Here is a 22,939-nt window from a genome sequence, read left to right as displayed (position 1 = left end):
GTGGGGGAAGGTGAAGTGCGGGCCGCGCCAGTCGGGGGGTTTAGTACGGGCGGTGGGTCATCCGGCGGCGCCACCACGCGACGGCCGCGCCGATCAGCAGGACACCGGCGACACCGGAGGCCGCCGAGGCGACCATCAGCATCATGTTGTTGCTGTCGGAGGAGGATCCCGCCGGCTGCAACGCGTCGCCCAGCTGGTTCTTGACGTCGCTGCCGCTGGTCGTGCCCTTGGCGAGCGGGCCGCGGGAACCCGAGGTGGGCTCGGCGACGTACGGGAAGTACTTCTCGAAGCCCTTGTCGTTCTTGTCGACCGCGTCGCCCAAGTCGTTCTTGGAACCGACGAGTTCACCCTCCATGACCTGGAGCGCGGAGTCGATCACGTCGTCGGTGAGCCGACGGCCGTTCGGGAAGCCCGCGTTGTCGCCGTCGAGGACACCGAGGCGCTTGGGGTGCGCGGCCGGCTTGATCGAAGTGTTCAGGCGCAGCATCTCCGAGGGCTTCGCGTACGGCTGCTCGGTGTTGAGGCCCTTGACGCCCGTGAGGAACACGCTGACGAGGTCGTTGCGCGGCTCGCTCGGCGCCTTGATCTTGTAGATCGACTCGATGAGCTTCGGGATCTCGGGCTCGGTCACGTTCTTCAGGAACTGCGCGTCGTCCTTGGGCTCGGACGCGTTGAACTTGTCCTTGTCCTTCTGCGGGTTGACGACCTCGTTGACCAACGGGTTGCCCAGCCGCGAGACCTGCGTGTAGTACCCCTGCGCGTTCTTGCGCTGGGTCGTGGAGTAAATACCCACGGTCGGGCGGGACTTGGACTGCCGGATCAGGTCGTTCGGCACCTGGAGGGCGATCGTGTTGACGTTGTAGCCCTTGAGGGTGTCGTTGCCGACCTCGCTCAGGTTGCCGCCGTAGAGCAGGTCGAAGACGCGCAGGTCCGCGAAGAACGGGTCGTCGGCCTGGCCCGCGAAGGTCGCGCCGCCGTTGGTCGTCTTGTAGATCGCCTGCGAACGCAGCTTGGCGTAGTCCGGCATCGACGCGTCGCCGACGTCCGAGGGCGCCGCCGGGATGTCGTCGGCGATCTTCGTCTTGTAGACCGCCTTGCCCTTCTTCAGCTTGATGAGCTCGACGTCGTACGACTGCGTGATGTTGAGGTCGGGGTCGGTGAGGCTGGTGACCGGACCCGTGTTGTAGAGGAACGTCTTCTTGTTCTTGATCTGCGTGCTGAAGGTGTAGCGGAAGATGAAGTCGTCCAGCGCGTCACCGTTGTTGTCGATGTGCAGGTCGTACTGGGCGTCGTCCGCGAACTGGTAGAAGTTCGGGCCGCCGGCGGGCTCCTCGAACGGGATCCAGTTCGCCACGATCGTCGTGGTGTCCGGCTTGTCCGGGCTGACGAACGCGTACAGGTCCGTGTTGTCGTACTGCGGGGTCCCCGAGATCAGGGGAGCCTCCCGGTGGGAGGAGGCCGCGGCCACTCCCGGTTCCAGCGCGGCCACACCGGCGGCCGCGAGCCCGCCAGCGGCCAGCGCGCCGCATATGAGGGCCGCGATGTTCCTGCGCCCCGCACCGCTCCTGGAGATAGGTGTCATGCCGTCCGTCCTCAGTGCCAACTTGCCTGACGCACGAGGATTCGGAGCAGGTGCCGGGGCGGATTGGTCAAACCTGAAAAGTTTTTTTGGCGCCTTCCAATCCGTCCCTTGACCCGCGTTTTGGGCGCTCTGATCCGTAACCCATCCGTAGAGGTGTTCGCTACGAACGCCTCGTGTGACGGGATGTGATGAGGGGATGGGCCGCGTGCGGTCGAAGAGTGGGGGACGGGTGGAGGCCGACGAGCTCCTGGTGCAGGTCGCGGCAGGTGATCAACGGGCCTTCGAGGAGCTGTACGGACTGGTGTCCGGGCCGGTGTTCGGACTGGTGCGCCGGGTGGTGCGCGACCCGGCGCAGTCCGAGGAGGTGTCCCAGGAGGTGCTGTTGGAGATGTGGCGGTCCGCCGCCCGCTTCGACCCCGGCCGGGGCAGCGCCCTGTCCTGGGTGCTCACCCTCGCCCACCGCCGGGCCGTCGACCGGGTGCGCAGCGCCCGCGCGGCCGGCGAACGCGAGCAGCGCGAGGCCCGCCGCTCCCACCACCCCGCCTTCGACCAGGTGACCGAGGAGGTCGAGGCAGGCCTGGAACGGCAGTTGGTGCGCCGCTGCCTGGACCGCCTCACGGCGCTGCAACGGCAGTCCGTCACCCTCGCCTATTACGACGGCTATACGTACCGTGAAGTGGCCGAGCGGCTCTCGCTGCCGCTGGGCACGGTCAAGACCCGCATGCGTGACGGACTCACCCGGCTGCGCGACTGCCTGGGAGGTGTCGCATGAGCGTTCTCGCCCGACTGTTCGGCCGGGGGGACGTCCACTCGCTCGCGGCCCCCTACGCCCTGGACGCCCTGGAACCCGGTGAGCGCCGCCAGTTCGAGAAACACCTCAGGGGCTGCGACCGCTGCGCCGAGGAGGTGCGGGCCATGTCCGAGGATGCGGTCCGCCTCGCCTGGTCCACGGTGGCCCAGCCACCGCTCGCCATGCGCGACCGCGTGCTGGCCGCCGTACGGCAGACCCCGCAGGAGCCCGGACCCCTTCGGGAACATGTGCGGGAACCACAGGCGCGGGAGTACACACCCCGGCTGCCGGCCCATGTGTGGGGCACACAGCCGCAGGCGTCGCGCGCCCGCGTGCCCCAACGCCGCCCGTTCTTCGTGCCGTTCGCCACCGCGACGGCCACCGCCGCCCTCGTCGTGGCCTCGCTCTTCGCCGTGCAGGCGAACAAGACACAGGACAAGCTGGACGCCGCGCAGGCGCAGTCGCGTGAGATCGCACACGTTCTCGCAGCTCCCGACGCCCGTGCGACGACCGGCGCGGACACCGCGGGCCGGAGCATCGGCGTGATCGCCTCCGCCTCCGAGGGGCGCGCGGTCGTCACCCTGAGCGGATACGGCGCGCTGCCGAGCGGGCGAGTGCATCAACTGTGGCTGATGCGCCCCGATGTGCAACCGCGCTCCCTCGGGCTCTTCAAGGACGACACGCCCTTGGTCGCCACCGGACTCGACAAAACCGCAACATCACTCGCAGTGACCGTCGAGCCCGACGGAGGCTCAGCGCAGCCCACAACTCAGCCAGTTGTCCAACTCGCCCTGAAATCGGTCGGATTCGGAGAGTAATCAAGGAGGGGTCGTCAACACCCTTACGGGGAAGGTGAATCCCGAGACCTCGATACACGAGTGCTCGGTTGGGGCGATAGGGTTACCCTGCCCGGGCCGGGTGGAGTCGTACGCGGGTGGGGAGTGACATGGAACAGATAGTACGCAGCAGGGCAAGGGTCCCTGCGATCACGTGCGGGAGCAGCGCGACCAGTTCGCGCCTCGACCGCCATCTCTCGGTGCTGGGCGGCCCTGTCGTCCCGCAGCGCGAGACGGCCGAGGCGACCTCGCTGATGCGTGAGCTGACCTCGCGTGACACCACGCAGGAACGCAGCGCCACAGGTACCCGAGTGAGCCGCGTCAAGCTCTTCGCGCCACTGCGCAGGCTGCGCCGCTCGCTGTTCGGCGGGCGCTGAGCAACTCCTCGGCGTCCCCGGGGAGTTCCCGGGGGCCCGCGCTCAGGCGACCACGCCGTCCCGGCGCAGTGCTGCGATCTCTACGTCCGCCATCCCCACGGCACGCAGCAGCGCCACGGTGTGCTCCCCGAGCGCGGGCACGTCGCCCATCCGCGCCTCGCCTCCGCCCGGCAAGGTGATGGGCGGCAGCAGCGCCCGCAGCGGCCCGACCGGCGAACCCACCTCCCGCCACCGCTCCCGGGCCGCCAACTGCGGGTGCTCCGCCAGCTGTTGTACGTCCCTGAGCCGCGCGCAGGCCACGCCGGCGCGCTCCAGCAGCCCCACGGCCTCGTCGGCACCGAGCCCACCCAGCGCCTCGCCGACGAGGGCGTCGGTGCGCTCCCTGTTCACCACCCGCGCCGCGTTCGTGGCGAAGTCGGGATCGGTCCCCAACTCCGGCCGCCGGACGACCTGTTCGGCCAGCCGCCGCCACTCCCGGTCGTTCTGCACCGACAGCAGCACCCGCCCGCCGTCCGCCGTGCGATAGGCGTCGTACGGCGCGATGACGGCGTGCGCAAGTCCCGTGCGCGCCGGGGGAGTTCCCCCGTGCATCGCGTGGTGCAGGGGATGCCCCATCCACTCCGCGAGCGCGTCCAGCATCGACACCTCCACCGGCCCACCGCGCCCGCTCACACCCCGGCGCACGAGCGCCGCGAGCACGCCGGAGAAGGCGTACATGGCCGCCGCGATGTCGGCGGCCGGGATCCCCGCCTTCACGGGCTGCTCCGGCGTCCCGGTCACCGACACCAGCCCCGCCTCACACTGCACGAGCATGTCGTAGGCCCGCTTGTCGGCGTACGGTCCGCTCGGCCCGTACCCGGAGATGTCCACGGCGACCAGCCGCGGATGCGCGGCGCACAGCGAGGCCGCGTCGAGTCCGAGCCGGGCGGCGGCTCCGTGCGCGAGGTTCTGCACGAACACGTCGGCGCCGGCGATGAGTTGACGGACGACGTCGACCCCGCGCGGGTCCTTCAGATCCAGCGCGATGGACTCCTTGCCCCGGTTGCACCACACGAAGTGCGAGGCCAGACCGCCCGCCGCGGTGTCGTAACCGCGTGCGAAGTCACCCCCGTCGATCCGCTCGACCTTGATCACCCGGGCGCCGAGATCGGCGAGCTGCCGGGTGGCGAAGGGGGCGGCGACGGCCTGTTCGACGGCGACGACGGTGATGCCCTCCAGGGGCAGCGGCAAGGGCTCCATGCCGGGGATCATGTCCCGCGTCTGACACCTTTGTCATGTGGGGAGCATGATGCGTATGGCTGATGCACCGATCCTCGCCGCTCCCGGAGGCGCCCGTGTGTGAACCCCACGACCAGCACGAACACGAGACGACGACCGCCACCGACCCGGTGATGGCGGCCTCCGCCCACATCACGGCGCCCACCTACGTCCCACCCACGGGCCTCGCCCGGGACAGCCCCGCCAAGACGACCGCGCTGGACTGGATCGCCGACCACACGGACCGCATCACCGGCCTCAACGCCGAGATCTGGGAGTACGCCGAACTCAGCCTGCGCGAGTGGGAGTCGTCGCTCGCCGTGGCCGCGTTCCTCGAACAGGCCGGATTCCAGGTCGAGTTCGGCACGGCAGGCTTTCCCACGGCGTTCACCGCGACCTTCTCCCACGGCACCGGCGGCCCGGTCCTCGGCTTCAGCGGCGAGTACGACGCCCTGCCCGGCCTCTCCCAGCACAGCGGCGTCGGCCACCACGACCCGCGCGAGTACGTACACGACCCCTTCGCGCCCGGCTACGGCCCCGGGCACGGCTGCGGCCACTGCGCCCTCGGTACGGCGGCGGCAGCGGCCGCGGCGGCCGTGGCGCAGGCCGCGCAACGGCACCAACTCCCCGTCACCGTCCGCTTCTTCGGCTCGACCGCCGAGGAGAACCTGATCGGCAAGACCTACGCGGTCAGCCAGGGCGTCTACGACGGCCTCGACGCCTTCCTCGACTGGCACCCCTCGACCTCCAACGCCACCGGCTGGAAAAGCAGCACCGCGATGACGGCGGTGACCTTCACCTTCCTGGGCGTGGCCGGTCACGGCGGCCATCCCCTGGGAAACAAGAGCGCGTTGGACGCGGCCGTGATGATGGCGACCCTCTCCGAGTTCCTCCGTGAGGAGAGCGTGGCGCCGAGCGGACGCCTCCACTGGGTGATCAACAACGGGGGTGACGTCCCGAACGTCACCCCCGAGATCGCCGAGATCAGTTACTACGTCCGCGAGGGCAGCCCCGCCCGCGTCCAGGTCCTCCTCGACAAGGTGATCGCCGTCTCCGAGGCGGCGGCGAAGGCCTCGCAGACGTCGGTCCAGCACCGCATCACCGCCGCGTGCTGGAACCAACTCCCCTCCAGGGCCTTCGCGGAGCTGATGTACGACAACATGCGGCGGCTCGGTCCACCCGAATTCACCGAGGAGGCACAACAGTTGGCGCGGGACCTGCAGGAGTCCCTCGGCCTGCCGCAGCAGGGCCTGCACGCCGAGATCGCCGAACTCACCCCGCCCAACCCCGTGTTCCTCGGCGGCGGCTCGACGGACGTCGCCGACATCAGCTGGAACGTCCCGACCGTCTCCATGGGCGCCGCCCTGGCCCCGATCGGCGCCAAGCTGCACACCTGGGCCCTCACGTCCTGCGCGGCGGCGGCACCCGGCCAGGCAACCGTCATCGCCGCCGCCCGGTATCTCGCGGCGACGGCGATCGACCTACTCACCCAGCCGGAACAACTCAGGGCGATCAAGGCCGAGTTCGAGGAACGCACGGAGGGCGTCGAATGGCGGACGGCGCTGCCCGACGGCTACGAACCGCCCATGTACGAACCCCCGGAGTGGTTCCTGGAGCGGACGGGCCAGACCTGGCCACCGGCCAACATCACCTGGCCGCCCCAACGGGTTGTGTCCCAGGAGAAGTTCTCGTCCTTGGGGCCCGAACTGCCGCCTCAGCGGTAGCGGTTCACTGCTCGCCGTGTGCGTACCGGTGCACGGCGAGCGGGGCGAACACCGCGATTAGCGCGGCGCACCACGCGAGCGACCCGGCGATCGGATGGGCCACGGGCCAGGCGGCGCCCTCGGGGACGGGGGAGTTGCCGAACAGGTACCGCAGGGCCGTCGTCACCGCGCTGATCGGGTTCCACTCGGCCAGCGTGCGCAGCCAGCCCGGCAGCCGGTCGGTCGGGATGTACGCGTTGGACAGCAGCGGCAGCATGAAGGTCGCGCTGCCGAGCTGACCGGCCGCCTCCTCACTGCGCGAGGCCAGCCCGAGCAGGATGCCGACCCACGCGCAGGCGAACCGGAACAGCAGCAACAGGCCCACAGCGGCGGCCGCCTGGAGTGCCGACCCCTCGATCCGCCAGCCCACCGCGAGGCCGACCAGCAGGAACGGCACGGTACCGGCCGCCGTGACGACCAGGTCGGCGGACGCCTGCCCGAGCGGTACGGCCGCCCTGCTCATCGGCAGGGTGCGGAAGCGGTCCGTCACGCCCCGGTGCGAGTCCTGGGCGGCCTGGAACATGCCCGTCATGATCCCGTTGGCGGCGGTCGCGACCAGCAGCCCGGGGACGAGATAGGAGCGGTACGCGTCGCCCGGCATCGCGAGCGCGCTGCCGAAGACGTACCCGAAGAACAGCAGCATCGTGATCGGCATGGTCTGGGTGAGGATCACCAGCGCCGGATTGTTCCGCACCCGGCGCAACTGCCGGCCGAGCATCGCGGTGCCGTCGTACGCCAGGGTGCTCATGCGGCACGCTCCTCGATGTCGGTGGGGGTGCCCCGTTCCGTGTCGGTGAGGCGGAGGAACACGTCGTCGAGGGTCGGCGGTCGCATGCTCGCGTCGAGCAACGGCACGCCCGCCGCGTCGAGTTCGCGGACGAGCCGGGGCAGCGTGAGCGTCGGGTCGCCGGTGACCGCGCCGACGGCGTTGCGCTCGTGGTCGAACGACGGCTCGGCGCCGGTGAGTCGATCGAGGACGCCGGCCGCCTTCGCCAGGGCGTCAGCGTGTGCGACGACGACCTCGGCGTACGTCCCGATGAGCGCCTTGAGCTGGGCCGGTGAACCGCTGTGCGCGACCCGTCCCTGGTCCACCAGGGCGATGTCGTCGGCGAGTTGGTCGGCCTCCTCCAGGTACTGCGTGGTCAGCAGCACGGTCGTACCCTCCCTCTTCAAGTCCCGTACGGCGTCCCAGATCCGGTTCCGGCTGGCCGGGTCGAGCCCGGTCGTCGGTTCGTCGAGGAACAGCACGTCGGGGCGTCGTATGAGACTCGCCGCGAGGTCGAGGCGGCGGCGCATCCCGCCGGAGTAGGTGGACGCGGGCCGGTCCGCGGACTCGGTGAGGCCGAAGCGGTCCAGCAGCTCGGCGGCCCGCTCCGCAGGACCCCGCACCCGGTGCAGCCGCGCGAACAGGCGCAGGTTCTGCCGGCCGGTGAGGTCGCCGTCGACCGACGCGTACTGCCCGGTGACGCCGATCCGGCGCCGTACGGCCGAAGCCTCCCGGACGAGATCGTGCCCGGCGATCCGCGCGGAGCCCGCGTCGGGCCGCAGCAGCGTGGTGAGCAGCCGTACGGCCGTGGTCTTGCCCGCGCCGTTGGGCCCGAGGACCCCGCAGACCGTGCCCTGCGCCACCGCCAGGTCCAGCCCGCGCAGGGCGTGCACAGCGCCGAAGCGCTTCTCCAGACCTTCACTAAGTACAGCGTACGTAGTAGTCATGGGTCGACCATAGCGCACTACGTACGGTGTACGTAACTAGGATGGTGGTCGAGGTGATGATCAGTGGCGGACCGAGCGGCCGTACCCGAAGTGATCTGGGCGCGCCCCGAGCGTGCGGGACGGGGGCCGAAGCCGGCGTTCCGCCGCGCGGACATCGCGGCGGCGGCCGTGCGGATCGCCGACGGCGGGGGGCTGGACGCGGTCTCCATGCGGCATGTCGCGGCCGAGTTGGGGTGCGGGACGATGTCGCTGTACAACTACGTCCCCCGCAAGGAGGACCTGTACGAGCTGATGGTTGACGCGGTCAGCGGTGAGCACGAGGAGTGGGAGCCGTCGGGGGACTGGCGGGCGGACATGATCCGGGTGGCCCATCAGACGCGGACGTTGATGCACCGGCATCCGTGGCTGCCGCGGTTGATGTCACCGGTGTACGGGTTCAGCCCCAACGCGCTTCGGTATCTGGAGCATTGCCTCGCCTGCCTTGATCCGGTCGACGCGACGTACGGCACGAAGATGCAACTCGTCGGGCTGCTCAACGGAGTTGTGACGATGTATGTGAGCAATGAGTTGGCTACTGCCGAGCGGGCTCGGGCGTTGCCGTGGTCCGAGGAGCAGGAGAACGCGGTGCGGATCGCGTACCTGGGGAGTCAGATCGCGGGTGGGGCTTATCCGCGGATGGCTGCGGCGTTCATGGAGGATCCGGGGCCGATCGATCTGGACGCGGTGTTTGATATGGCGCTTGGGAAGGTTCTGGACGCGTTTGCGCCGCGGGGGGACGGTTCGTAGGCGGGTGCGGGTGCGTTGGGGCTGGTCGCGCCCACGCGGCGGAGCCGCATATCAAATACAGCCCCGCGCCCCTACGTGTCTTAAATCAGCGCGAATTGACCCTCTGGGCCCTCTTCGTGATGGTCCAAAACCGAAGCCGGGCGGCGTGCTGCCTCCGCCACCGGTAGGACGCCCGCCTTGCGTAGCTCTGTTGCCGTGATCTGGTTCGTCACCTCCAACTCCTCCTGTTGCGGACGCAGTTCGGCCAGTAGCGCCAATACCGTGATCAGCTCCAGCAACTCCGACGTCCACGTCTGTTGCCACGTGGTCGGGCGGATCGCCGACAGCGTGCCCGGTTCCGCCTCCGCCGTCCGGGACGTGAACCACTGTTCCAGAACCCGTACGCCGCTCACCTCGAAGTCCCACGACTCGGGTGGTACCGGGGAGATGCGGCCCTCGTCGAGGTGGAGGGTCTCCTCGTCGCGGTCGTAGTGGAGGGTGAGCGGGAGGGATGGGAGCGGGGCGCGGACGTAGGGGCGGCGGCCGCCGGGGAGTTTGGGGCGGTCGCCGTTGCGGCGCATCAGCCAGAGGAGGCGGTGGCCCAACTCGACGCCGCGTGACCACAGTTCGGGGTCCGAAGTCAGTGGTACCGCTGGTCCCGGGCGGGCCGTCGTCACCGTCCAGGCCAGGACGTCCGCCGGGGTGGGGGAGTGGCCGAGGTGGGTGGCGAGGTGGGGCAGTAGGCCCGGGGCCAGGTTCGGTTCCTCGGCACCGGGGCGGCGGTAGAGGGGGCGGACGCGGCCCGGGCGGACCAGGGGGAGGATCGTGGACGCGAGGAGGATCGGGCCGGGGGTGCCTGTCACCGCCGGTGTCTCCACCACGAAGATCTGGCGTTCGTCCGCCACGCGCCACAACTCCGGTCGCGCCACGTCGATCAGGCGGTGGTCGGGGATCAGCCACTGCTCGTCGAAGGGGGCGTGCAGGACGCGGATCGGTTCGGGGGAGGGGCCGGTGGCCCGGATCAGCTTCTCCGTGCCGCTGGGCTGGCCCGGGAGTTGGGACACCGCCGAGTGCAGGGTGCGGGAGCGCGTCGGCTCGAACAGGGCTTCCCGGTCGGGGACTTCGGCCTTCACCAGCGCGTCCCAACGCGCTTTAAGGGTTGCCGCGTCAGGTGCCGTCGGCCACCCCCGGCCGAGCCGGATCGGTGCGACGGACCACGGCATCAGGTCCGCGAGCAGCGGAGCGTCGTCGTGCGTCACGCCTGGCATCGTACGACCTGCCTACAACAGCCGGGGCGGCTGTAGCGCCCCATAGGGGCGCGGGGCTGTATCTGATATGCGGCTCCGCCGCGTGGGCGCGACCAGCCCCCACCGGGCCCGCAGACGACGCACGGGCATCCAGCGGAGCGTTCACGCGTCCAGGGTGACCGAGAAGGAGAATCGGTCCCCCCGGTAGTGAATGACAGCCACGTCCAGCACCCTGCCCCGGGCGTCGTAGGTGATCCCCGTGTAGTGCAGGATCGGGCTGAGAAGCGGGACTTGGAGGAGACGCGCCGTCTCCGGGTCGGCGAGGCGGGCCTCCACCGTGTCCGTGATGCGGCTGATGTCCGCGCCGACGACGTCCCGCAGGACCTTGGTCATCGGCCAGCGGATCAGGTCGTCCAGGTCGAGGCGGTCGGCCAGTTCGGGGCGGATGTGGTTGCGGGCGTGGTTCGTCGGCTCGCCGGTCTTCTCGTCGCTGCGGAGGCGGTGGTACGTCGCCACCTCGGTCAAGTCCGGGAAGTGGTCGGTGAGTTCGGGTGGTACGGATGCCTTGCCGTGGTCGAGGAGTTCGGTCGTCATGCCGGACTGCTGGGCGACGATCGCGTCCACCGAGCCCAACAGGCGGACGGGCGTGGCCCGTTGGACGTCCGGCTCGATGAACGTGCCCCGGCGGCGGTGCCGGGTGATCAGGCCCTCGTCCTCCAGCTCCTTCAGCGCCTGCCGCATGGTGAGCACGCTGACGCCGTAGTGCCCCGCGAGTTGCTCCTCCGTGGGCAGCCGCAGCGGGTCCCGGGGCGAGCGGCCGAGTATCGAGGCGCGCAGGGACTGCGACACCTGGTACCAGAGCGGCAGCTTGCGGTTCAGGACGATCGAGTCCGGGGCGAAGGAGGTCACGGGGCCATCCGTACCGGTAGGGAGGGATCAGTGCAAGGGCCGTAAACCGGTGGGGAATTGTCGGTGTGCGGGGTGTCGGTCGGCGGTGCGGGGTCAGTGCGAGGGGCGGAAGCGCCGTTGCAGGCCCTGCCAGACACCGTCGTAGCCCTGCTGGAGGTGATCGGCGCGCGCTGCCTGTGCCGTCGCCGTCACCGGCCAGCGGGTCTCGAACATGAACGCCAGGCCGTCGTCGATCTTCTGCGGGCGCAGTTCGGCGGAGCTGGCGCGATCGAAGGTCTCCCGGTCCGGGCCGTGCGCCGACATCATGTTGTGCAGCGAGCCGCCCCCGGGCACAAAGCCCTCCGCCTTCGCGTCGTAGGCGCCCTCGATGAGGCCCATGTACTCGCTCATCACGTTCCGGTGGAAGTACGGCGGCCGGAACGTGTCCTCGCCCACCAGCCAGCGCGGCGCGAAGGCCACGAAGTCCACACCGGCCAGGCCCGGGGTGTCCGACGGGGACGTCAGCACGGTGAAGATCGACGGGTCGGGATGGTCGTAGGAGATGGAGCCGAGCACATTGAACCGGCGCAGGTCATAGGCGTACGGCACATGGTTGCCGTGCCAGGCGACGACGTCGAGGGGGGAGTGGTCGTAGGTCGCCGTCCAGAGGTTGCCGCAAAACTTGTTGACCACCTCGACCGGGCCCTCGACGTCCTCGTACGCGGCGACAGGCGCGCGGAAGTCCCGTGCGTTGGCGAGGCCGTTGGCGCCGATCGGGCCGAGGTCGGGGAGCTGGAAGGGTGCCCCATAGTTCTCGCACACATATCCGCGGGCTGACGCATCCAGCAGCTCCACACGGAAGCGCACCCCACGAGGGATCAACGCCACGTGTCCCGGCTCCACATGGAGGAGCCCGAACTCCGTGCGCAGCAGCAGCCCGCCGCGCTCGGGGACGATCAGCAGCTCGCCGTCCGCGTCGCTGAAGACCCGGTCCATGGAGATGTCGGCGTGGTAGAGGTGCACGGCCATGCCGGTGCGCTGGGTCGCGTCGCCGTTGCCGCCCAGGGTCCACAGGCCGGCCAGGAAGTCGGTGCCGGGTGCGGGGTCGGGGAGCGGGTTCCAGCGCAGGCGGTTCGGGTCGGGGACCGACTCCGTGAAGGGTGCCGTACGGAGGGAGCCGTTGTCGGTGCGGGTGAACGCGGGGTGCGCGGCCGAGGGGCGGACGCGGTAGAGCCACGAGCGGCGGTTGTGCGCCCTCGGCTCGGTGAACGCCGTACCGCTGAGCTGCTCGGCGTAGAGGCCGAGCGGTGCGCGCTGCGGGGCGTTGCGGCCCTCGGGCAGGGCGCCCGGCACCGCCTCCGAGCTGTGTTCGTTGCCGAAACCGGTGAGGTAGGTCAGCCCCTCGGCGGTCTTGCGTGCGTCCCCGCTCATGCCTGCTCCCTGCGATCTGATTCCTATGTATCACCGTAGGATTGCGGTTTCGCGGGCGCAAGGGGACGGGGAGGGGTACGGCCGGAAAGAAGAGGGGCGTGGCGAGCAAAGGGAGGGGCGCGGCCGGAAAATCCGACTCGCGGAGACCAAGAACCAGCCTCCAGGGGGATCCGGCTGTCGGACCGGTGTTCTACTCTCCCCCGCATGTCGTGGTCGCGCGCTGTTCTCACCGCGCTCGCGGTCTGTGCCCTGCTGCTGGCCGGATCGGCGGGCTGCGGCTCCGGTGACGCCCATGCGGGGAAGGGCGACCGGGTGTCGCCGTCGCCGGTGGGCAAGGTGCTCGACGACACGGACGAGCAGGGCCGGCACTACCGCGAGGTGGGCAAGAAGGGCGCGCCGGAGGTCGGGGTCGAGGTGGAGCCCGACGCCGCGGACGACAGCTGGGACGTCACGCTGACCGTGCACGACTTCCGCTTCTCGCCCGCGGGTGTGAAACCGCAGGCCGTCGCGGGGCGCGGCACCGTCCACCTCCTCGTGGACGGCCGCACCGTCGCCCGCCTCCGCATCCCCGAGTACCACCTCGCGGCCGACCTCGTCCCGCACGGCACCCATCACGTCACCGCGCGCCTCTACGCCGACGACGGCACGGTGTGGGCCGTCCACGGGAAACCGGTGGAGAGCACGGCGGACATCACGGCGTCGGCGGCCCAGGCGACCCCCGACGGAAGCAAGGGCGCCGGCTCCACACCGGCGCAGGGGTCGAAATGAGTGCTACGGACACCCAATTCCGTACTCAGGTACGAGCTTCACGTGACCGCGGCGGAAAGGCATCATGAAGCCCGTGCCCCACACGACATCGCTCCGGCGTGCGCCCGTGCAGCGGCGGAGCGCCGAACGGCTGACCAGGATTCTCGACGCCTGCGCCGACCTGCTCGACGAGGTCGGCTACGACGCGCTGAGCACCCGGGCGGTGGCCCTGCGCGCCGGTGTGCCCATCGGCTCGGTCTACCGTTTCTTCGGGAACAAGCGCGCGATGGCCGACGCGCTGGCCCAGCGCAACCTTGAGCGGTACACGGAGCGGGTCACCGAGCGCCTCAAGGAGAGCGGCGCGGAAGGCTGGCGGACGGCGGTGGACGCGGTCCTGGACGAGTACCTCGCGATGAAGCGCACCGCGCCCGGCTTCTCCCTCGTCGACTTCGGCAACCAGATCCCCATCGGCTCGGGCCACGCGGAGCCCAACACCCGCGTCGCGGACCGCCTCACCGAGCTCCTCTCCGGCTACCTCGCCCGCGAGCCCGACGAGGACCTCCGCCGCACCTTCCTGGTCGCCGTGGAAACCGCCGACGCCCTCGTCCACCTCGCGTTCCGGGTCGCACCGGAGGGCGACGAGAAGGTCATCGCCGAGACACGGGCGATGCTGCGGGCCTATCTGGCACGGGTGCTGGACTGACCGGCGGTCCGACATCCACGTGCCGCGGGTTTCCGACACCACCCCCGTCACCCCCTCGCCACCCCCCATACCGCTCGGTATGCTCGCCGCCAAGAGGCAACGACGCCCTGGAGGCCCCGTGTCCCGCACCGCCCCGCGTATCTGTCCCCTGTGCGAAGCCACCTGTGGGCTGACGCTCACCATCGAGGGCACCCGGGTGACCGGTGCCCGGGGCGATCGCGACGACGTGTTCAGCCGGGGGTTCATCTGCCCCAAGGGCGCCTCCTTCGGGGCCGTCGACAGTGACCCCGACCGGCTGCGCGGCCCCCTCGTGCGCAGGGACGGCGAGTTGCGCGAGGCCACCTGGGAGGAGGCCTTCGACGCGGTCGCGGCCGGCCTGCGCCCGGTCGTCGAGCGGTACGGCCCGCACGCCGTCGGTGTCGTCCTCGGCAACCCGAACGTGCACACGATGGCCGGCGCCCTCTACCCGCAGGTCCTGCTCGGCGCCCTCGGCACCCGCAGCGTCTTCACCGCGTCCACGGTCGACCAGATGCCCAAACACGTCTCCTGCGGACTGCTCTACGGCGACGCCAACGCGATCCCGGTACCGGACCTCGACCACACCGACCATCTCCTCCTCATCGGCGCCAACCCCCTTGAGTCCAACGGGAGTCTGTGCACCGCCCCCGACTTCCCCGGCAAGCTCAAGGCCCTCAAGGCCCGCGGCGGCACCCTCACCGTCATCGACCCGCGCCGCACCCGCACCGCCAAACTCGCCGACCGCCACATCGCGGTCCGCCCCGGCGGCGACGCCCTGCTGCTCGCCGCGATGACCCACGTCCTCTTCGACGAACACCTCGTGGACCTGGGGGAGTTGGCCTCGCATGTCGAGGGCGTCGATGAACTCCGCTCCGCCGTACGGGACTTCACCCCGGAAGCCGTGACCGGCGCCTGTGACGTCGACGCCGACGAGATCCGCGCCCTCGCCCGCGAACTTGCCGCCGCCCCAACTGCCGCCGTCTACGGCCGTATCGGCAGTTGCACGGTCCCGCACGGCACCCTGGCCAGCTGGCTCGTCGACGTGCTCAACATTCTCACCGGCAACCTCGACCGGCCCGGCGGTGCCCTCTTCCCGCAGGCCGCCACCGACCGGACGCCCCGGCCCGCCGGACCAGGGCGTGGCTTCGCGCTCGGTCGCTGGCGGTCGCGGGTGAGCCAATACCCGGAGGCCAAGGGCGAGTTGCCGCTCTCCGCGCTCGCCGAGGAGATCGACACCGCGACCGCCGAGGGTGAACCGATCCGCGCGCTCGTCGCCGTCGCCGCGAACCCCGTGCTCTCCGCACCGGACGGCGCCCGCCTCGACAAGGCCCTCGACTCACTGGACTTCATGGTGAGCGTCGACCCGTACCTCAACGAGACCGCGCGCCACGCCGACGTGGTACTGCCACCGCCCCCGCCCTCCCAAAGCCCGCACCACGACTTCGCGTTCAACACCCTCGCCGTCCGCAACCAGGTCCGCTACACCCGCCCCGCGATCCCCCTGGAACCCGGCCGGATGGCCGAGACCGAGATCCTGGCCCGGCTGGTCCTCGCCGCGAGCGGCATGCACGGCGCCGACCCCGAGGCCGTGGACACGATGGTCATCGACCAGACCCTCGGCAAGGCAGTCAAGGATCCCAACTCGCCCGTCCACGGCCGTGATGCGCACGAACTCGCCTCCCAACTCACCGGCGACACCGGCCCCGAGCGACGGCTGGACATGATGCTGCGCCTCGGTCCCTACGGCGACGGCTTCGGCGTACGACCCGATGGGCTCACCCTCCAACAACTCCTCGCGCATCCGCACGGCATCGACCTCGGCCCGCTCAAGTCCCGCCTCCCGCAACCGCTCAAGACCCGCAGCGGCAAGGTCGAACTCCTGCCGCAGCCGATCGTCGACGATCTGCCCCGGCTCCGGCAGGCCATGAGCGACCGCGCCGACGGGCTCGTACTGGTCGGCCGCCGCCACCTCCGCTCCAACAACAGCTGGATGCACAACGTGCCCGCCCTCACCGGCGGCACCAACCGCTGCACCCTGCACATCCACCCCGACGACGCGGAGCGGCTGGGCGTGGTCGACGGGGCGCCGGTCCGGGTGAAGGGCGCCGGGGGAGAGGTGACCGCCCCCGCCGAGATCACCGACGGGCTGCGGCGCGGGGTCGTCAGCCTTCCGCACGGCTGGGGGCACGACCGTCCCGGCACCCGGCTCAGCCACGCGGCCACCGATCCGGGCGTCAACGTGAACCAGCTGCTCGACGGCAGTCAGCTCGACCCTTTGTCGGGCAACGCGGTGCTCAACGGAGTGCCCGTGGAGGTCGCCGCACTCACCGCACCGCTGTGACCTGGAGTTTTGCGCTTATTGCTCGCGCGTCAACATCTTGTTAACGGAGCTTTGCGCGACCTAACGTCGTCGGACCGCCGTCCCTGGTGGGAGTTCAAAGGCGAACGTTAGGTGTTCCACTCATGCTGACCATCCTCGGCTTCACCATGATCGCGACCTTCCTGGTCCTGATCATGCTGAAGAAGATGTCGCCGATCGCGGCGCTCGTGCTGATACCCGCGCTGTTCTGCGTCTTCGTCGGAAAGGGCGGCAAGCTCGGCGACTACGTCATCGACGGCGTCACCAGCCTCGCGCCCACCGCGGCGATGCTCATGTTCGCGATCGTCTACTTCGGCGTGATGATCGACGTGGGCCTCTTCGACCCGATCGTGCGGGGGATTCTGAAGTTCTGCAAGGCGGACCCCTTGCGCATCGTGGTCGGTACGGCGGTCCTCGCCGCGATCGTCTCCCTGGACGGCGACGGCTCGACCACCTTCATGATCACGGTCTCGGCGATGTACCCGCTGTACAAACGCCTGAAGATGAGCCTGGTCGTGATGACCGGCGTCGCCGCGATGGCCAACGGCGTGATGAACACGCTCCCTTGGGGCGGCCCCACCGCCCGCGCCGCGACCGCCCTCAAGGTCAGCGCCAGCGACATCTTCGTCCCGATGATCCCGGCGCTCGCCGTGGGCATGCTGGCGGTCCTCGTCCTCTCGTACGTCCTCGGCCGCCGCGAGCGCAAGCGGCTCGGCGTGCTGACGCTGGACGAGGTGCTCGTCGAGGAGCCCGCCGAGTCGGAGGCGGTCCTTGTGGGCGCCGGCGGCGACAAGAAGGGCCTGGCGGTCGGCAAGGGCGACAACAAGCAGGCGGCGAGCGGCAGTTCGGGGTCAGGCACGGACGCCGACGCCGAACTCCCCGACGAGGACGACGGTTTCCAGGGCCTCGACCCCAACCGCGCGACCTTGCGCCCCAAGCTCTACTGGTTCAACGCGCTGCTCACGGTCACCCTGCTCACCGCCATGATCATGGAGTGGCTGCCGATCCCGGTCCTCTTCCTGCTCGGCGCCGCCCTCGCCCTGACCGTCAACTTCCCCCACATGCCCGACCAGAAGGCCCGCCTCGGCGCCCACGCGGAGAACGTCCTGAACGTCTCCGGCATGGTCTTCGCCGCCGCCGTCTTCACCGGCGTGCTTCAGGGCACCGGCATGGTCGACCACATGGCGACCTGGCTGGTCGGCAACATCCCCGACGGCATGGGCCCGCACATGGCCTTCGTCACCGGCGTGCTCAGCATCCCGCTCACGTACTTCATGTCGAACGACGGCTTCTACTTCGGCATCGTCCCGGTGCTCGCCGAGGCCGGGAACGCCCACGGCGTCTCGACCCTGGAGATCGCCCGCGCCTCCCTCGTCGGCCAGCCCCTGCACATGTCCAGCCCGCTGGTGCCGGCCGTGTACGTCCTGGTCGGCATGGCCAAGGTCGAGTTCGGCGACCACACCAGGTTCGTGGTCAAGTGGGCGGCCCTGACATCGCTCGTCGTCCTCGGGGCAGGAATCCTGTTCGGCATCATCTGACCAACGACATCGGGCCCACCACCTGACCCGACATCATCCGACCGATGTGACAAGGGATTTCACCATGGCGCCCGGCAGGAACCGCGGCTGGCTGCTCCGCCTCGTCATCGCCTTCAGCTTCGCGCAGGGGGCGGTGTCGATGGCCCGCCCCGCCGTCTCCTACCGGGCCCTCGCGCTCGGCGCCGACGAGCGGGCGATCGGCGTGATCGCGGGGGTGTACGCGCTGCTCCCGCTGTTCGCCGCCGTACCGCTCGGCCGCCGCACCGACCACGGCCGCTGCGCGCCCCTGCTCCCGGTCGGCGTGGTCCTGATCTCCGGCGGCTGTGCGCTGAGCGGCCTCGCCAACTCCCTCTGGGCGATGGCGATGTGGAGCGGCGTGATGGGCCTCGGCCACCTCTGCTTCGTGATCGGCGCCCAGTCGCTGGTCGCCCGCCAGTCCGCCCCGCACGAACAGGACCGCAACTTCGGCCACTTCACCATCGGCGCCTCCCTCGGCCAGCTCATCGGACCCATCGCCGCGGGCGCCCTGATCGGCGGCTCCGACATGGCCGGCACCAGCGCGCTCGCCCTCCTCGTCGCGGGCGCGGGCGCCGCCGTGTCGTTCACGTCGCTGTGGCGCATCGAGGACCGTACGGCCGTCAAGTCCCGTACGGAGCAAGGCGATCGCGTGCCCATGCGGAGCATCCTGGGCGCTCGGGGCGTACCCGCCGGCATCTTCATCAGCCTCTCCGTCCTCTCCGCGACCGACATCCTCACCGCCTACCTCCCGGTGGTCGGCGAGCACCGGGGTATCGCGCCCTCCGTGATCGGCGTCCTGCTCAGCATCCGCGCGGCGGCCACCATCGCGTGCCGCCTGGTCCTGACCCCGCTGCTCCAACTCCTCGGCCGGGCAGCCCTGTTGACCGCCACCTGCCTCCTCGCGGGCGTCCTGTGCGCGGGCATCGCGCTGCCGCTGCCGGTGTGGGCCATCGGCCTGATGCTCGCGATCCTGGGCTTCTGCCTGGGAGTCGGCCAGCCCCTCTCCATGACCACGGTCGTACAGGCCGCCCCCGACGACGCCCGCTCCACCGCCCTCGCCCTACGGCTCACCGGAAACCGCCTCGGCCAGGTCGCCGCGCCCGCCGGTGCGGGTCTCGTCGCCGGAGTCGCGGGCGTGGCCGCGCCGTTCGTGATGCTCGGCGCGCTGCTGGTGCTGTCGGCGGGGGTCGCGCTGCGCTCACCGGGCGGATCGCCACAGGGGCGTACGGCACTCCGCGGGGTGCGGCGGGCGGGACCTTCCTTGAGCCAGAAGGGCGATATCCAGCGATAACTGACGGCGCGTACGGCGCTGCGCGCGCGTTCGGCGGGCCGAACGTGAAAAGGAATCAGGTTGAAGAGTGATTCGTACGATAATCACCTGATTCGGAGGGCTGTACATGCCGACCTCATTCCTGCCCCGTCGAGCCGCCGCCTGGACGGTGCTCGCCGCCGCGGCGACCGTCGCCTTCGGTGCGCCCGTCGCCGTCGCCGCCCCCGGTGACAACGGAGACGTCAAGATCCACGAGGTGGGCACGCCCTTCGACGACCAGAGCAACCAGCCGAAGGTGTGCGACTTCTACCTCGACGCGTTCAACTTCGACACGGTCCAGCAGGTCACCTGGTCCATCGAGACCCAGCCGTCGATCCCGGGCGGCGCGACCCGTTCCGGCTCCATCACGCTCACGACCGGCACCGGCCACACCATGCCCGTCGCGACCCTGCCGAACGGCATGTACAAGCTGACCTGGAACTTCGTCGGCGAGAACGGCAACGGCAAGCACAAGGTCTTCAAGGTCGACTGCCCGTCCCCGCCGCCCGGCGGCACCGGCGGCACGACCGGCGGAGGCACGGGCGGCACGGGCGGAGGTACGGGTGGTCCCAACGGCGGTCCGCCCGCCGGTGGCGGCGGGCTGGCCAGGGACGCGGCCCTGACCCCGCTCGCGGGCGCCGCCGCGGTGGGCCTGACCGCGGTCGGCGGGGCGGTCTGGTTCCGGCTGCGTCGCCGTCCCCACGGTGCGTCCTGAGCGGATGCGATGAACTCCGGCTCTGCCCCGCGCCCCACCCGGGCGCGGGGCGCTGACCCCATGCGCCCGCGCCACGGGCCGCGACCGGCCGTAGGCGATCGGCGGTCCCCTGGCCGAACCCTCCGGGAGGCGCCCGGCCGTACCGCCACCGGCGTGATGCGGTACGGCCGGCCCTGGTACCGGACGCGCGCCTTCCGGCTCGTGCGGACCCTCGTGCTGGCCGTCGTCATGATGGTCGGCGGTGCCCGGTGTGCCGGCGGGGACACCTCCCGCCCGTCCCGGGCGACTTTGCCGGCCACGGACCTCCGCACGGACGCGCGCGGCGGCCGACCGGCGCCCCCGGCACGCCCGTCGGCACACGCCGTCCCGCACCCCACCCGCCCGGCACCCCCACCCCGCCCCCTCCCGCACTCCCGCGCGATCGCCCTCGCCATCCCCTACCTCGACGTCGACGCCCCGGTCATGCCCCTCCGGCTCGACCGCGGCCACCGGATGTCCGCACCGCCGGGCGACGACCCGAAGCGGGTGGGCTGGTACGCCGACGGGCCCGCCCCGGGCGAGCAGGGCACGGCCGTCGCCGTCGGCCACCTCGACACCATGACCGGCCCCGCGGTCTTCGCCGGCCTGGGCGAACTCAAGCCGGACCATCTGGTCGAGGTGCGGCGCGCCGACGGACGGACCGCCGTCTACACGGTCGACGCGGTACGGACGTACGAGAAGGCGCACTTCCCCGACCGGGAGGTCTACGGCGCCCGCGGGCGACCGGAGTTGCGCCTGATCACCTGCGGCGGCGGCTACGACCGCAGGACCGGCTACACGGGCAACACCGTCGTCTTCGCCCATCTCGTCGCGATTCGTGAGCGCGCCCGAACTGGCTGAAGATGACCGTCCGTTTTCTCACCACCCGGACCGACCCGCCCGATCCCGTCCGGTCTCTTCCCCCGGGTGCGCACATTCCGTTAGCTTCCGTGACTCACAAGCCTCGTACGACCCGTGCGAGGTGTCCGGATCGCGGAGCACCGTCGCCCAAGTGAGCCCCCGGGGGCACTCGTCATGACACGCGCCATCTCCCTGCACGACGTGAGCAAGGCCTACGCGCGAGGCGTCCGCGTGGTGGACCGGCTGTCGCTGGACATCGCGCCGGGGGAGTTCCTCGTCCTGCTCGGGCCGTCGGGGTGCGGCAAGTCGACCGTGCTCAGGATGATCGCGGGCCTGGAGCAGATCGACGAGGGCGAGTTAAGACTCGACGGCGAGTACGCCAACGAACTCGCCCCCTCCGAACGGGACATGGCGATGGTGTTCCAGAACTTCGCCCTCTACCCGAGCATGACCAGCCGCGACAACATCGGCTTCCCGCTGCGCATCGAGACCCCCGGCGAGGACCCGCGCGCCCGCGTCGACGCCACCGCCCGCATGCTCGGCATCGAGGACCTCCTGGAGCGCTTCCCCAGCCAGCTCTCCGGAGGCGAACGCCAGCGCGTCGCCATGGGCCGGGCCATCGCCCGCCACCCCTCCGCGTTCCTGATGGACGAGCCGCTCTCCAACCTCGACGCGAAACTCCGCAATCACCTCCGCGCCGAAATATCCTCCCTCACCCGCAAGTTGGGCGTCACCACGGTCTACGTCACCCACGACCAGGCCGAGGCCATGTCGCTCGGCGACCGCGTCGCCGTCCTGCGCGGCGGAGTCCTCCAGCAGGTCGGCACCCCGCGCTCGGTGTACGCCCTGCCCCGCAACGTCTTCGTCGCCGCCTTCATCGGCACCCCGCGCATCAACCTCCTGCGCGGCCTGGTGCGGGCCCCGTTGGACGGCGCGATGACCATCAGCCTCGGCAAGCAGTACCTCCGGCTGCCCGAACCCCTGTGCCTGGACCACCAGTTGCTCCGCGTCCAGCAGGGCCGCGAGGTCATCGTCGGCCTGCGCTCCGAGGCCATCCGTATCGCCAAGCCCGCCGCCGCCCGCCCCGGCGAGGTGGCGATCAGCGGCCTCGTCGAGCACGTCGAGTTCCAGGGCCACGAGGTCCTCGTCCACTTCAACACCGGCTCCCGGCCCGCCGTCGTACCGGAGTTGGAGGCCCCGCGCACGGCCCGCCCGGTCCGCCGCCGACGACGCGAGGGCGGTGTCCTGGACCGGCTGCGGGGACGCGCGGGCGCACTGCGCGCCGGACCGGTGGTGGTCCTGGACCCCTCGACGGCCCCGGAATCCGACCCCGTACCGCCCGAGGGCCGCCTCCCCGGCGACCTCGTCGTCCGCACCACCCCCGACATCGAACTCCGCCACGGCATGCACGTCCCGCTTCTCGTCGACATCGCCCACCTGTTCGTCTTCGACCAGCACGGCGAACGGATCTCCCCGGCCCCGGCGCGGCTGCCCGACCTGGACGAGTGACGCCCGGTACGGATAGGCGCATGACCCTGCACTTCACCCGAAACCGGGCAGCCCTCGCGACCGCCGGCCTCCTCCTCGCCGCCGCGGCCCCCACCGCCTACGCGAGCCTCGACACCGAAACCGCGCCCGCGATCGCCCCCGCGCCGACGCGCGGAACGCCGTACGTCGAGACGCGGCTCTTCTTCGGCACCGAGCGGCCGGACGGTGGACCGGCCGTCACCGACCGGCAGTTCATGGGCTTCGTCGACAAGGAGGTCACGCCCGACTTCCCGGACGGGCTGACCGTGCAGAACGGGCGCGGGCAGTGGCGGGACGCGAACGGGAAGATCGAGAAAGAGCGGTCGTACGAGCTGATCCTGCTGTATCCGGTGAAGGCGGCGGCCGCGAACGACCGGAAGATCGAGGAGGTCCGGCGGGCGTACGAGAAGGCCTTCGGGCAGGAGGCGGTGGCCCGGGTGGACGACCGGACCCGGGTCGATTTCTGAACCGCCCGTA

Annotated in this window: 21 protein-coding genes; 14 read left to right on the top strand and 7 right to left on the bottom strand. The window is 70.7% G+C overall.

What is annotated here, in order from left to right; translation table 11 throughout:
* Positions 1 to 40: 40 nt before the first annotated feature.
* Positions 41 to 1,582, bottom strand: a complete 1,542-nt coding sequence (locus tag R2B38_RS06700; protein WP_318015395.1) for a DUF4331 domain-containing protein — start codon at positions 1,580 to 1,582, stop codon at positions 41 to 43.
* Between the two features lie 229 nt (positions 1,583 to 1,811).
* Between R2B38_RS06700 and R2B38_RS06695 the strand changes: the two genes are divergently transcribed.
* From R2B38_RS06695 to R2B38_RS06685, 3 genes are all read left to right on the top strand, one after another.
* Complete coding sequence (locus tag R2B38_RS06695) at positions 1,812 to 2,354, top strand: sigma-70 family RNA polymerase sigma factor (RefSeq protein WP_019059221.1); 543 nt, start codon at positions 1,812 to 1,814, stop codon at positions 2,352 to 2,354.
* Positions 2,351 to 3,190, top strand: a complete 840-nt coding sequence (locus R2B38_RS06690) for an anti-sigma factor (RefSeq protein ID WP_318015394.1) — start codon at positions 2,351 to 2,353, stop codon at positions 3,188 to 3,190. The genes R2B38_RS06695 and R2B38_RS06690 overlap by 4 nt, the downstream gene beginning before the upstream one ends.
* Positions 3,191 to 3,318: 128 nt before the next feature.
* Entirely contained in the window at positions 3,319 to 3,585 is a 267-nt protein-coding gene (locus R2B38_RS06685) for a hypothetical protein (RefSeq protein ID WP_033286328.1), read from the top strand.
* Between the two features lie 42 nt (positions 3,586 to 3,627).
* On the opposite strand, the gene R2B38_RS06680 is transcribed toward R2B38_RS06685, so the two are convergent.
* Positions 3,628 to 4,836, bottom strand: a complete 1,209-nt coding sequence (locus tag R2B38_RS06680; RefSeq protein WP_318015393.1) for a CaiB/BaiF CoA-transferase family protein — start codon at positions 4,834 to 4,836, stop codon at positions 3,628 to 3,630.
* Positions 4,837 to 4,919: 83 nt separating this feature from the next.
* Here R2B38_RS06680 and R2B38_RS06675 point away from each other — a divergent pair, with 83 nt between their 5' ends.
* On the top strand, positions 4,920 to 6,566 hold the full coding sequence (locus tag R2B38_RS06675) for an amidohydrolase (protein WP_318015392.1): 1,647 nt from the start codon (positions 4,920 to 4,922) through the stop codon (positions 6,564 to 6,566).
* Positions 6,567 to 6,570: 4 nt separating this feature from the next.
* On the opposite strand, the gene R2B38_RS06670 is transcribed toward R2B38_RS06675, so the two are convergent.
* Positions 6,571 to 7,353 carry an ABC transporter permease gene (locus tag R2B38_RS06670; protein ID WP_318015391.1) on the bottom strand — a complete coding sequence of 261 codons (783 nt, stop codon included), beginning with the start codon at positions 7,351 to 7,353 and terminating at the stop codon, positions 6,571 to 6,573.
* Positions 7,350 to 8,318, bottom strand: coding sequence for an ATP-binding cassette domain-containing protein (locus tag R2B38_RS06665; protein ID WP_318015390.1), 969 nt, complete (start codon positions 8,316 to 8,318; stop codon positions 7,350 to 7,352). Before R2B38_RS06665 ends, R2B38_RS06670 begins: the two co-directional genes overlap by 4 nt.
* Positions 8,319 to 8,381: 63 nt before the next feature.
* Here R2B38_RS06665 and R2B38_RS06660 point away from each other — a divergent pair, with 63 nt between their 5' ends.
* Positions 8,382 to 9,104: a TetR/AcrR family transcriptional regulator gene (locus R2B38_RS06660; protein WP_318015389.1), complete on the top strand. Its 723-nt coding sequence runs from the start codon at positions 8,382 to 8,384 to the stop codon at positions 9,102 to 9,104.
* Between the two features lie 80 nt (positions 9,105 to 9,184).
* Here R2B38_RS06660 and R2B38_RS06655 read toward each other — a convergent pair whose 3' ends face one another.
* The 3 genes from R2B38_RS06655 to hmgA form a co-directional block, all read right to left on the bottom strand.
* Complete coding sequence (locus R2B38_RS06655; RefSeq protein ID WP_318015388.1) at positions 9,185 to 10,351, bottom strand: type ISP restriction/modification enzyme; 1,167 nt, start codon at positions 10,349 to 10,351, stop codon at positions 9,185 to 9,187.
* Between the two features lie 141 nt (positions 10,352 to 10,492).
* Positions 10,493 to 11,239 carry a GntR family transcriptional regulator gene (locus R2B38_RS06650; RefSeq protein WP_318015387.1) on the bottom strand — a complete coding sequence of 249 codons (747 nt, stop codon included), beginning with the start codon at positions 11,237 to 11,239 and terminating at the stop codon, positions 10,493 to 10,495.
* Positions 11,240 to 11,332: 93 nt separating this feature from the next.
* Entirely contained in the window at positions 11,333 to 12,649 is a 1,317-nt protein-coding gene (gene hmgA / locus R2B38_RS06645) for a homogentisate 1,2-dioxygenase (protein ID WP_318015386.1), read from the bottom strand.
* A 204-nt stretch (positions 12,650 to 12,853) separates the two neighbouring features.
* Between hmgA and R2B38_RS06640 the strand changes: the two genes are divergently transcribed.
* The 9 genes from R2B38_RS06640 to R2B38_RS06600 all read left to right on the top strand — a co-directional run bounded on the left by R2B38_RS06640 (position 12,854) and on the right by R2B38_RS06600 (position 22,929).
* A complete protein-coding gene (locus tag R2B38_RS06640; protein ID WP_318015385.1) occupies positions 12,854 to 13,417 on the top strand; it encodes a hypothetical protein in 564 nt (187 codons plus the stop codon).
* 64 nt (positions 13,418 to 13,481) lie between these two features.
* Positions 13,482 to 14,099 carry a TetR/AcrR family transcriptional regulator gene (locus R2B38_RS06635; RefSeq protein ID WP_318015384.1) on the top strand — a complete coding sequence of 206 codons (618 nt, stop codon included), beginning with the start codon at positions 13,482 to 13,484 and terminating at the stop codon, positions 14,097 to 14,099.
* A 118-nt stretch (positions 14,100 to 14,217) separates the two neighbouring features.
* On the top strand, positions 14,218 to 16,458 hold the full coding sequence (locus tag R2B38_RS06630; RefSeq protein ID WP_318015383.1) for a molybdopterin oxidoreductase family protein: 2,241 nt from the start codon (positions 14,218 to 14,220) through the stop codon (positions 16,456 to 16,458).
* A 122-nt stretch (positions 16,459 to 16,580) separates the two neighbouring features.
* Positions 16,581 to 18,014: a citrate:proton symporter gene (locus R2B38_RS06625; RefSeq protein ID WP_318015382.1), complete on the top strand. Its 1,434-nt coding sequence runs from the start codon at positions 16,581 to 16,583 to the stop codon at positions 18,012 to 18,014.
* Between the two features lie 64 nt (positions 18,015 to 18,078).
* Complete coding sequence (locus R2B38_RS06620; protein WP_318015381.1) at positions 18,079 to 19,323, top strand: MFS transporter; 1,245 nt, start codon at positions 18,079 to 18,081, stop codon at positions 19,321 to 19,323.
* 106 nt (positions 19,324 to 19,429) lie between these two features.
* Positions 19,430 to 20,056: a hypothetical protein gene (locus tag R2B38_RS06615; RefSeq protein WP_318015380.1), complete on the top strand. Its 627-nt coding sequence runs from the start codon at positions 19,430 to 19,432 to the stop codon at positions 20,054 to 20,056.
* 156 nt (positions 20,057 to 20,212) lie between these two features.
* On the top strand, positions 20,213 to 20,935 hold the full coding sequence (locus R2B38_RS06610) for a class F sortase (RefSeq protein ID WP_318021597.1): 723 nt from the start codon (positions 20,213 to 20,215) through the stop codon (positions 20,933 to 20,935).
* A 174-nt stretch (positions 20,936 to 21,109) separates the two neighbouring features.
* Entirely contained in the window at positions 21,110 to 22,444 is a 1,335-nt protein-coding gene (locus R2B38_RS06605; protein WP_318015379.1) for an ABC transporter ATP-binding protein, read from the top strand.
* Positions 22,445 to 22,464: 20 nt separating this feature from the next.
* A complete protein-coding gene (locus R2B38_RS06600; RefSeq protein ID WP_318015378.1) occupies positions 22,465 to 22,929 on the top strand; it encodes a DUF3574 domain-containing protein in 465 nt (154 codons plus the stop codon).
* Positions 22,930 to 22,939: the final 10 nt, after the last annotated feature.

The sequence above is a fragment of the Streptomyces sp. N50 genome (genome assembly GCF_033335955.1).
Lineage (GTDB): Bacteria > Actinomycetota > Actinomycetes > Streptomycetales > Streptomycetaceae > Streptomyces.
Note: the sequence above shows the minus strand (reverse complement) of the source record. Positions and strands in the feature narration are given on the sequence as shown.

Coding starts and splice junctions, on each gene's coding strand:
- hmgA (WP_318015386.1), bottom strand. CDS start 12,649: ATGAGCGGGGACGCACGCAAGACCGCCGAGGGGCTGACCTACCTCACC.
- R2B38_RS06680 (WP_318015393.1), bottom strand. CDS start 4,836: ATGATCCCCGGCATGGAGCCCTTGCCGCTGCCCCTGGAGGGCATCACC.
- R2B38_RS06670 (WP_318015391.1), bottom strand. CDS start 7,353: ATGAGCACCCTGGCGTACGACGGCACCGCGATGCTCGGCCGGCAGTTG.
- R2B38_RS06610 (WP_318021597.1), top strand. CDS start 20,213: ATGCGGTACGGCCGGCCCTGGTACCGGACGCGCGCCTTCCGGCTCGTG.
- R2B38_RS06600 (WP_318015378.1), top strand. CDS start 22,465: ATGACCCTGCACTTCACCCGAAACCGGGCAGCCCTCGCGACCGCCGGC.
- R2B38_RS06685 (WP_033286328.1), top strand. CDS start 3,319: ATGGAACAGATAGTACGCAGCAGGGCAAGGGTCCCTGCGATCACGTGC.
- R2B38_RS06640 (WP_318015385.1), top strand. CDS start 12,854: ATGTCGTGGTCGCGCGCTGTTCTCACCGCGCTCGCGGTCTGTGCCCTG.
- R2B38_RS06615 (WP_318015380.1), top strand. CDS start 19,430: ATGCCGACCTCATTCCTGCCCCGTCGAGCCGCCGCCTGGACGGTGCTC.
- R2B38_RS06620 (WP_318015381.1), top strand. CDS start 18,079: ATGGCGCCCGGCAGGAACCGCGGCTGGCTGCTCCGCCTCGTCATCGCC.
- R2B38_RS06625 (WP_318015382.1), top strand. CDS start 16,581: ATGCTGACCATCCTCGGCTTCACCATGATCGCGACCTTCCTGGTCCTG.
- R2B38_RS06700 (WP_318015395.1), bottom strand. CDS start 1,582: ATGACACCTATCTCCAGGAGCGGTGCGGGGCGCAGGAACATCGCGGCC.
- R2B38_RS06605 (WP_318015379.1), top strand. CDS start 21,110: ATGACACGCGCCATCTCCCTGCACGACGTGAGCAAGGCCTACGCGCGA.
- R2B38_RS06690 (WP_318015394.1), top strand. CDS start 2,351: ATGAGCGTTCTCGCCCGACTGTTCGGCCGGGGGGACGTCCACTCGCTC.
- R2B38_RS06635 (WP_318015384.1), top strand. CDS start 13,482: ATGAAGCCCGTGCCCCACACGACATCGCTCCGGCGTGCGCCCGTGCAG.
- R2B38_RS06665 (WP_318015390.1), bottom strand. CDS start 8,318: ATGACTACTACGTACGCTGTACTTAGTGAAGGTCTGGAGAAGCGCTTC.
- R2B38_RS06655 (WP_318015388.1), bottom strand. CDS start 10,351: ATGCCAGGCGTGACGCACGACGACGCTCCGCTGCTCGCGGACCTGATG.